The 8,577-nt window shown below is 57.9% G+C and carries 6 protein-coding genes; 1 reads left to right on the top strand and 5 read right to left on the bottom strand.

The window, feature by feature from the left end; translation table 11 throughout:
- Positions 1 to 176 precede the first annotated feature (176 nt).
- Positions 177 to 1,361, bottom strand: coding sequence for a porin (locus tag NCT04_RS01705; RefSeq protein ID WP_250462894.1), 1,185 nt, complete (start codon positions 1,359 to 1,361; stop codon positions 177 to 179).
- A gap of 437 nt (positions 1,362 to 1,798) precedes the next feature.
- On the opposite strand from NCT04_RS01705, the gene NCT04_RS01700 reads away from it, so the two are divergent.
- Positions 1,799 to 2,734: a LysR family transcriptional regulator gene (locus NCT04_RS01700; protein ID WP_250462892.1), complete on the top strand. Its 936-nt coding sequence runs from the start codon at positions 1,799 to 1,801 to the stop codon at positions 2,732 to 2,734.
- Positions 2,735 to 2,789: 55 nt separating this feature from the next.
- Here the strand turns inward: NCT04_RS01700 and NCT04_RS01695 are convergent, their stop codons facing one another.
- The 4 genes from NCT04_RS01695 to NCT04_RS34610 all read right to left on the bottom strand — a co-directional run bounded on the left by NCT04_RS01695 (position 2,790) and on the right by NCT04_RS34610 (position 8,096).
- On the bottom strand, positions 2,790 to 5,846 hold the full coding sequence (locus NCT04_RS01695) for an ATP-binding protein (RefSeq protein WP_350029988.1): 3,057 nt from the start codon (positions 5,844 to 5,846) through the stop codon (positions 2,790 to 2,792).
- A 180-nt stretch (positions 5,847 to 6,026) separates the two neighbouring features.
- The gene (locus NCT04_RS01690) at positions 6,027 to 6,677 is read right to left on the bottom strand and encodes a response regulator (protein ID WP_250462890.1); all 651 of its coding nucleotides are present in this window, start codon (positions 6,675 to 6,677) and stop codon (positions 6,027 to 6,029) included.
- Positions 6,678 to 6,767: 90 nt separating this feature from the next.
- The gene (locus NCT04_RS01685; RefSeq protein WP_250462906.1) at positions 6,768 to 7,448 is read right to left on the bottom strand and encodes a response regulator; all 681 of its coding nucleotides are present in this window, start codon (positions 7,446 to 7,448) and stop codon (positions 6,768 to 6,770) included.
- A gap of 120 nt (positions 7,449 to 7,568) precedes the next feature.
- Positions 7,569 to 8,096, bottom strand: a complete 528-nt coding sequence (locus tag NCT04_RS34610; RefSeq protein WP_250462888.1) for a response regulator — start codon at positions 8,094 to 8,096, stop codon at positions 7,569 to 7,571.
- Positions 8,097 to 8,577 lie beyond the last annotated feature (481 nt).

Raw genomic sequence — 8,577 nt, 5'->3', positions numbered from 1 at the left:
GGCCACGCGCTAAGTTTTCATATCTTTGATGCGGTTACGGGATCGAATTGGTAGAGATTTGGGTTGATCTTTTTTTGCCAGCGTACGGGGGTCGCGCGCGCGAATCCAACCCGGCCGCCGCGCGGCGCCCTTTTCTTTCTACTGCTAGCTAGCTACTGCTTACAACTGAGCCCGCTTTAGAAGCGGTGACGGATACCAGCCGTCACGAGAACCTGACGGCTGCTCGACGATGCTGCTGCACCGCTGATTTGAGCCGACGGGTATTCGTTTTCCGGCAGACCGCTTGCAATTTGCATCACGCCTTCAGCGTAGACGTCCGTACGCTTGGACAACGCGTAGTCGGTCTGCAAGCCGAACTGGTGATAGCGAACGCGCGTCGATTCGCCTGCGGCACCGAGCTTCTGGTTGGTGAACGTGTAGGCCGCACCCAGCGACAGCGCCGGCGTCAGAGCGTAACGAGCGTTTGCTTCGTAGTTGTTCGTGACGGCCGTAGCGTCGAAGTTGCTGCCGTCTTGACGAACTTGCGTCCACAGGAGGCCGAATTGCATAGCATTCGTCGAGTAGCTGGCGCCTGCGCCGAACGTACGTTGACGGATCGTGCCGAATGCGGCTTCTGCGGCCTCTGCCGGCTGACCGGCTGCTACAAAAGCGTCACCGACGACATGCGGAACGACCGTAGCACCGTTGATGGCGCCAGCGTTGTTGCTGTTGATGCCATTTGCTTGCGTGTATGCAATGCCAGCCTTGATCGGGCCGTTAGCGTAGCCAGCACCCAGGCTGTACGCGCGATTCGCCGCGAAGCTGCCTGCCGAGTTCGAGAAGCCGTACTCGCCGCCGAACGTCAGACCAGCATAGTTGGCGCTCTGGAACTTGACCGAGTTGCTGAGACGGAAGTTGTTGCCGTCCAGGTTATCCAGATTGTCCGGATGCGCGAAGTACGTGCCGCCGAAGGTGCCAGTTGCGCTCAAAGGACCGAGGTAGTCAGCCACGGAGTCGTTCTGACGACCCAACGTTACCGTGCCTTGGTTCGTCGAGATGCCGACATACGACTGACGGGCAGCACCGGCGCCGCTACCGTCTGCCGGGTTGAAGCCGCTTTCCAGCCTGAAGACTGCCTTCATGCCGTTGCCCAGATCTTCAGCGCCCGTCAGGCCCCAACGGCTGTCTTGCACGTTGTTGCCAGTGACGCCCCATGCGCTTGCCTTGTTGTAGTCCGAACCCTGTGCCGAACGCACGTTGTTCACGAACGTGAAACCTGCGTCTACCGTGCCGTACAGCGTGACGCTGCTTTGTGCGCTTGCAGCCGTGGCGAACGATGCAGCCAGAGCGGCCACTGCGGCTCCGATAAGATTCTTTTTCATGCGAATTCCTTTGATTGAGTCACGAGACTCGATGAGTTGCTTAAGGCCGCGGCGCGGCACATCTGGGATCGAAGCCCCGGAGAAAGCCTCACACCGATATTCGGCAGCCCAAAGTGTATGGCGCAGCTTTTTGCAGAGACCACCAAGGAACGAGCAAAAGGTCTTTCGAATAAATCGAAAAATGGAATTTCAATATGACTTAACGCTTACGCATCTGGTACTTACCCGAATGCTTTTTCTTTAACGAGATGGACCAGGCGCAGCATCGTTGCACACATGCGACAGTGGCTGACGAGCGACAGCGAGAAGACATCGGAGTCATCCTATTCACAAGATGTATCGGGCTACGTAACATCGCGCACGCGAGGCGGCACTCCTGCCCTTGCTAACTTCGCACCGATCACCCGCAGTTCACGCTTTCGCCAGGCCATCCGCTCATGAACCAATTACAGGCGATGCGCGTCTTCCTCAAAGTCGCGGAGACATCTTCTTTTGGCCGCGCGGCCGCAGCGCTCGATCTTTCGAACGCCGTGGTCACGCGCTATGTCTCACTACTCGAAGCGCATCTCAATACCCGCTTGCTGAATCGAACGACACGAAGCGTGTCGCTGACCGAAGCGGGCAAGGAATACGCCGATGGCTGCCGAACAGTGATCGAACACGTCGAGAATATCGAGGCATCAGTAGCGAACAGTTCAGTCGATCCATCCGGAACACTCAAGCTCGTTGCATCGGCATCGTTTTCCTTGCTCGAACTCACGCCCATGTTGCGCGCTTATCGCGATCGCTATCCGAGCGTGAAGCTCAGTCTTACGCTGCTCCATCGGCCGGTCGATCTCGTCGATGAAGGCTTCGATGTCGGCATCGTCGTGCCGCATCTCGTCAATAGCGGCACGCTCATCAACCGGCCGCTTTTCAAGGTCGCCGCGGCACTCGTCGCATCGCCCGACTATCTCGCCCGCCGCGGCATGCCGGCGCGGCCCGCCGCTCTCGTCAAACACGAGTTTCTCGCGCCGTCCACGGATATTCACGGATCGAAGTGGTCATTCACCAGTCCGACGGGTTCGCGCGAGGAAGTGTCGATCGACCCGTCGTACACGGTGAACAGTTCACCCATGTTGCGGCAGGCGGCGATATTGGGAATGGGCATTGCCGTATTGCCCGAGAGCTATGTCCGGCAGGACGTCGAAGCGGGCGCGCTCGTGCGCTTGCTGCCGGCCTACACGCTCAACGACGCGGACAAGGAAGTGTCGATCGTTTATCCGGGACGCAGACACGTATCGGCTAAGACGCGTTCATTCGTCGACTTTGCGCTGACGCATTTCCGCGACCGAGCGACGTCCGATATCGGCGCGGCCAGTCTTTCCGACTAAAAGAAAAAAGCGCGACGCGGTTTGATTCGCGTCGCGCTTTGAGTGATCCGACCGCTTAAACGAGCTCGGCGCCTTGCGCCTCTATGCGCTCGAGCAATTGCCTGCAGCGAACGATCAACAGATTTCCGTCCCGTCGACGCATTGCAAGTGGCTTACTCGACAAGTCACGCCTAAATGTTTCCAGCGCGTCCAGCAGCGGCCGATACTGCAAGACGCTCGCCGCCCCAGACACGCGATGATGCCATTCGCGCAAGTGTTCCACCGTGCCGCGTGCAAGCAGTGGTTCGAGCGCGGCGAGATCGTCGCGGAACGAGGATACGAAGGCATCGAGAAGCGCCTTGACGGTCGCCTCGCTGCCCCAAAGTTGCGCCATCGCGCCAAGGTCGATTTCGTCTTCTTCCGCGTGCCTTGCTTCGGCGTCGCCGACTGCCCGTCCTTCCGGCTCAGGCGCGACCGTGTCCTTCAACCACCACCGGTTAAGATGCTCGCGCAGCGTCGCGAGCCGAGTGGGTTTGATGAGGCAATCGTCCATACCCGCGTCGCGGCACATGGTGCGCTCCTCGGCCGCCGTGCTAGCGGTGATACCGAGAATCGGCAGTCGGACCGCTGTTCCCGCTTCGTTGGCGCGCACGCGTCTCGTCAGCTCGTAGCCGGTCATGTTCGGCATATGGCAGTCCGTGATCAGAAAGCCGTAATGCGTCTGTTCGAGCGCCGCAAGCGCCTCGACGCCATCCTGCACGACATCGCAGGCGAACCCGAGCAACGAAAGCTGGTGGCGAATCAACTCCTGATTAACGGGATGATCCTCCGCCACGAGCACGAGCCTGCCGTTGCGCAAAGCATCCTCGCGGTCGGGCGCTTCCTTCTTCGGTTCGAGGCCCATTGTCGCGCGCGCCGCAATCTGCGGCATGCCGGTCAAGGCCGCGACGCAGGCAGCGCCAAGCCCTCGCCAAGAGATGGGATTGATGCTGACGCGAATATCGTCTTCGAGAATTCGATAACCCGTTGGCTTCGGCTTTTCCGTCGCGTGAATGACGCGGGAGCCGAACGGCAGCTTGTCCTTGTGCGTATCGCTCAGAAATACGATATCGACGCCTTCGAACGTCTCCGGAAGCATCAGGCTCGGGCTATCCGATGGAATGCGCTGAAGCACCAGACCGAGCGCCTGTCCGTAGTTCACCAACGCGTCGGCGACGCGCTCTTCGTCGATCGCCACGATGCCTCGCCGGCCGCGCAAGCCGTCGATCTGATACTGCAAAGTCTCGACCGGCAGTTCGAGGCGAAGCGTCATGGATGTGCCGACGCCTACTTCGCTCTGCAACGTTAGTGTGCCACCCATCAAATCCACGAGCCGATTGACGATAGTCAGTCCGAGGCCCGTACCGCCGAAGCGTCGAGTAGTGGACTTTTCCGCTTGCACGAACGGCTCGAAGAGACTCGCCTGCGCTTCGGACGCGATACCAATGCCCGTGTCCTTCACGCAGAGTTCGAGCAGCTGAGTGGAATCCGTCGATCCCACTTCCCGTACGTGCACGGCGACTTCACCAGCGCTGGTGAACTTGATCGCGTTGCTCATCAGGTTGAAGATGATCTGCCTCAGACGCACGCTGTCGCCCTGCACGGTAGCCGCCACTTCCGGCGCGACATTGACTCGCACTCGCAAGCCCTTTTCGTGTGCCCTGCCCGCCAGCAAGCCGACGGCGCTATCGACGAGTTCGCGCAAATCGATCGCGGTCGGCTCGATCGTCAGACGGCCTGCTTCGATCTTCGAATAGTCCAGGAGATCGTCGAGAATCTGAAGTAAAGCGCTGGCTGAATCCTGAATCATGCCGAGCATTTGCGACTGATCCGGATTGAGCGGCGTATTTTCGAACACTTCGACGAGACCCAGAACGCCGTTCATAGGCGTGCGGATTTCGTGGCTCATCATGGCGAGAAAATCGTCCTTCGCTCTCGATGCGGCTTCCGCGATATCTCTCGCCCGCGCAAGCTCTTCAGCGCGCGCGTGCTCGACGCTCGCATCCACCCAATATCCGCTCCAGACCACGGCGCCGTCGTCTTCGCAATGAGCGACGAGGTCTGCGCGAAACCAGCGCGTCACGCCGCCGACGACGGCTCGAAATTCTGTATGCAAGGGCTCGAGCGTGAGCGATGACCGCTCGATTTCCGCCAGCAGGCGCACGCCGTCCTCGGAGTTGACTTGACGCAATACCTTGAGCGGATCGTTAGCCAACGCTCCAAGATCGAGGCCAAGCAGTTGCCGCGTGTCGCCGTCGATATACGGAAGGCTGTAAGCGCCATCGCGCGCACGCCGCAGTTGGAAGACGACAGCGGGAAGCGAGCGTGTAACATCGTGCAGGCGCCGTTCCGTGCGACGGGCGTGCATCTCGGCGTCGCGAATATCGGTAATGTCGATCATCGTGCCGACTACGCCTGCTCGCTCGCCGTCCGGTGCCAGAAATGCACCGGTCCAAAAGAGGCCGTAGCGCGATCTGCCGAACTCGTCGAAGAACTCGGCCTCGACTTCCTGACGCTTGCCCGTGGCGAGCGTGCAACCGGAGAGATCGTGCAGCAAACGGCTGTGCTTTGCTCCCCACGCGCCCACTTCGAGCGCCGTCTGTCCGACGATATCCGTTCTGCGAACGCCCAGGGCCTCCTCGAACGCACGGTTGACCGCGACGTAGCGATTGTCCATGTCCTTCGCGACAAGCGGATACGGCACGACTTCCATCATGGTCTGCTGGAAGCTCAACTGCGTCGCGAGTTGCTGTTCGATGGTGAGACGCTTTCGCATTTCCCGCTGCAACAGGACGAACGCACGAAGCGTGACGATCAAAACGGCCAGCACGCCAATGAGTGCAGGCAGCAGGCGCAGTGCGGTAACGCTCAGAACACGGGACGGCGCTGCCGAGACATAAACGTTCGAGAGCGCGTCGTTAGCGCGAAACATGAAGGCATCCGCGTCGATAGGCGGAATGCTTTCTCTGGCGGGCGAGATTTCAGCCGCGGTCGCGCGCGCGTCAGACGCGACACTATCCGCGCGCACCTCCGTGCAATACGGTGACAGGAGCACGACGAGCAGGAACCAGCAACGCACGACGACGGAACTCAAATCGAATCTCTCAAAGGTAGAAGTCGGCGTCGTTGAGAGGACACCGCATGGGAAATCTTGCGTACGCCGCAACACAGGCTGTCGCTGGCGCCGTCGAACAGTAAAGTCTGATACGCATCCGTTGGCGCAGACATCGGAACCGTCTTAAATAATTCTGATGACGCCAACCGTTCACTTCAGTCAGACGAGGCCCACCTGCCTGAAATACTCGACGAGATCGGCCTCCGAACTTAGGCCCAGCTTCCGCATGCCACTGCGTTTCTGAGTAGCAATGGTTTTACTGCTTCGTCCAAATCGGCTTGCAATCTCGTGCACCACCATTCCACTGGCATACAGCCGAAACACTTCCCACTCGCGCCGGCTCAATACGCCGACACATGCGGGCATGGTTTCTGGAAGGCTGCTCAACGCATCTATGGCAAGCGGCGAGGCGAACCGTCTGCCTGCGCTGATGGCCGCAATTGCGGTTTCGAGAGACTCCAGTCCGTCGCGCTTGTCGACCACACCGTCGACGCCCATTCGTATGAGTCCCGCTAGCATTCGCGCTTGTGAAAGCATGGTGATGACGACCAGCCTCGGCCGCTCGATCCGACTCGAAAAACGCCTCAGAAATGTGATGGAGCTGCTCTCACCTTCCATCCCCTGCATTCCAATGTCAGAAAAGACGAAGTCACAAGCAGTTGAATCCAGCGCTTCGGCCAGCTCTTGGGTGTCGTGCGCCGTCGCCACTACTTCGATGGCGCCGTCCCGTTCGAGATAGCTCTTGATACCCTTCACGACAATCGGGTGATCATCGGCGATGATTGCCCTCAGCGGCATTCTTGTTTTCATTGGTCTCTTTTATTTTAAAAGCCGGCATGCCCTTCTAACGAGGGCAATGCGTCTCTACGCCGGCCGATCAAAGCTGCTTGTAAGCGCGCGTCAGATCAGGTTCGTGTCCGCGACGAAGCGATACAGATCTGCATCGGTGGACAGATCCAGCTTGCGCATGGCGGCGCATTTCTGAGCGCTGATGGTCTTTACGCTACGGCCCAGCTTCCTTGCGATCTCAGTCACGTTGGCACCGCGCGCATAGTTTTCAATGACTTCCATTTCCCGGCTAGTCAGTCTCTGCCGAATGAACAGAGCGTGACTTTCCGTATTCGCAATGGCCAAAGCACGGCGAATTGCAGGTCCGAGATAGGTCTCGTTGGCAATGACCGAGACGATCGCGACATAGATGAGGTCAAGCCGGTCCTCTTTGCTGAGGAACGCGTGCGCGCCCGCGTCCAGCGCCTGCTTGATGAGCGTCGCGTTATCGGTGCGCGATAGCACGACGATGTGCACATTCGGATAAGTCGAAGAAATGTGCTGCACGAGTTGAACGCCGTCACCATGGCGCCCCCCCGGCATGAAGAAGTCGACGATGGCCACGTCGCATTCACCGCGTGCCAGACACTCGTCGAGCTGCGTGGAATCGATGCTTCGACTCACCACTTCTACATTGGGAAAATTCCCAGCCAGCCGTTCGATAGCGAGAATGACGAGCGGATGATCGTCCGCTATTGCTAACCGAATTCTCCTGGCATGCGAGAACACTTGACCTTCATTCAATGATTCCATCACTTAAAACCTTCACGCGTTGAGCGAACTCAAATTCATTCTTGACACCGATAAGAATCGGATACCGAAACATTAAAAAACATAAGATGCATCCGAATTCGAACTCACCACACCGATAACTCAGCCGAGTCCTTGAGCGCGTACAAACGCGAACAAACCCGGGTCGTTTCTAATTCCGAGCTTGTTCATCGCATCTCGCTTCTGTCGACTGATAGTGCGCACATCGCGGTTCAACGCTTTGGCGATTTCGGTAATCGTGCGACCCTTGGCGAACAAACGAACGACTTCTTCTTCCCGGGGCGAAAGCCGCGGTTCCTCTGGTGATGACTCGGTTTCCGCGCCCGCTTCCGCTAACGCGGTAACAAAAGACCCACTGACATAACGGCGATCGATTCCCGCATGGCGCACAGCAGTCGCCACGAGTTCAATAGCCTCCGCCTTATTCACGAGTCCGATGGCACCGGCATTCAGAATAGAACGAAGAATCGCGACATTACTGACGCTCGTCAGCACGACGATTTTGATGCTTGGCCACTCTTGCCTGACTCTACGAATCAGCCGTAATCCGTCTAGCGCGTCCGGCCCAGGCTCAGGCATGGCGAAATCCGTGACAAGCACGTCACATGGCGTCTTCGCGAGTTCGACCACAAGGCTGCTCGCATTATCGCCTCACCGACGACATCGATCCCCTCGTCGGCCTTGAAAAGCGCCTTTACGCCAAGGACCACGAAAGGATGATCGTCGGCCAGCACTACGCGAAGTTTCAAAGTCGCCCCTCTAAATGATGTTGTTGATTTTTAGATTTTGGTCAGAACGCATTTATTGCTTTATGCAATCAACGAAGTCTCTCTTCCGTTATGTTTGCTCGAACTCAATAAAATCGAGTAAACATCTGAAATCAATAAATGAATGCCTAAAAGCAGCGAGTAACTAAACGTTCTAAACTCGATGAATCAAAGTAGGACGCAAACAAGCCGCGCACCATAGGACTACTCCGATTACACCGCCATGACTCTTCGTTGATCCTTATAAAGCCTCATATTCGCGGTTAATCGGAAGCGTAATACGGCTGCGGGAATTGCGGAGAGCCTCGAAGCGATATTTCGGAAAGCGCCTTGCCGATTCTGGT

Source organism: Caballeronia sp. GAFFF2 (assembly GCF_023631485.1).
Lineage (GTDB): Bacteria > Pseudomonadota > Gammaproteobacteria > Burkholderiales > Burkholderiaceae > Caballeronia.
Note: the sequence above shows the minus strand (reverse complement) of the source record. Positions and strands in the feature narration are given on the sequence as shown.

Bases quoted from the DNA above. Each gene is read 5' to 3' on its own strand.
- NCT04_RS01705 (WP_250462894.1), bottom strand. From the start codon at position 1,361: ATGAAAAAGAATCTTATCGGAGCCGCAGTGGCCGCTCTGGCTGCATCG.
- NCT04_RS01700 (WP_250462892.1), top strand. From the start codon at position 1,799: ATGAACCAATTACAGGCGATGCGCGTCTTCCTCAAAGTCGCGGAGACA.
- NCT04_RS01690 (WP_250462890.1), bottom strand. From the start codon at position 6,677: ATGAAAACAAGAATGCCGCTGAGGGCAATCATCGCCGATGATCACCCG.
- NCT04_RS01685 (WP_250462906.1), bottom strand. From the start codon at position 7,448: ATGGAATCATTGAATGAAGGTCAAGTGTTCTCGCATGCCAGGAGAATT.